We start from the raw sequence: 1,047 nt of genomic DNA, 5'->3' as shown, positions 1-1,047 counted from the left end.
CATGGCCAAGGGTAAGTTCGAGCGCACCAAGCCCCACGTGAACGTGGGCACGATCGGTCACGTTGACCACGGCAAGACGACGCTGACGGCGGCGCTGACGAAGGTGGGCGCGGAACGTTTCGGCGGCGAGTTCAAGGCATACGACGCGATCGACGCGGCGCCGGAAGAGAAGGCGCGCGGCATCACGATCTCGACGGCGCACGTGGAATACGAATCGGCCAACCGCCATTACGCGCACGTGGATTGCCCGGGTCACGCCGACTACGTCAAGAACATGATCACCGGTGCGGCGCAGATGGACGGCGCGATCCTGGTGTGCTCGGCCGCGGACGGCCCGATGCCGCAGACGCGCGAGCACATCCTGCTTTCGCGCCAGGTCGGCGTGCCGTACATCGTGGTGTTCCTGAACAAGGCGGACATGGTCGACGACGCCGAGCTGCTCGAGCTGGTCGAGATGGAAGTGCGCGAGCTGCTGACCAAGTACGAGTTCCCGGGCGACGACACCCCGATCATCAAGGGTTCGGCGCGCCTGGCGCTGGAAGGCGACCAGTCGGAAATCGGCGTGCCGGCGATCCTGAAGCTGGTCGACGCGCTGGACACGTTCATCCCGGAACCGGAGCGCGCGATCGACAAGCCGTTCCTGATGCCGGTGGAAGACGTGTTCTCGATCTCGGGCCGCGGCACCGTGGTGACCGGTCGCATCGAGCGCGGCATCATCAAGGTCGGTGACGAAATCGAAATCGTCGGCATTCGCCCGACGCAGAAGACGACGGTCACGGGCGTGGAAATGTTCCGCAAGCTGCTGGACCAGGGCCAGGCGGGCGACAACGCGGGCCTGCTGCTGCGCGGCACCAAGCGCGACGACGTCGAGCGCGGCCAGGTGCTGGCCAAGCCCGGTTCGATCACCCCGCACACCACGTTCGAAGCCGAGGTGTACGTGCTGTCGAAGGACGAAGGCGGCCGCCACACGCCGTTCTTCAAGGGCTACCGCCCGCAGTTCTACTTCCGCACGACCGACATCACGGGCGCCGTGACCCTGCCGGAAGG

1 protein-coding gene is annotated in these 1,047 nt (G+C 66.2%); it reads left to right on the top strand.

Features of this window, described 5'->3' with window-relative positions:
- Position 1: 1 nt before the first annotated feature.
- Positions 2 to 1,047: elongation factor Tu (gene tuf / locus AC1DOM_RS16780; protein WP_498965361.1), on the top strand; the 1,046-nt coding region annotated here is incomplete at its 3' end.

The sequence above is a fragment of the Lysobacter sp. P5_B12 genome, from assembly GCF_056400425.1.
This window is presented reverse-complemented; position numbering and strand designations above follow the sequence as displayed.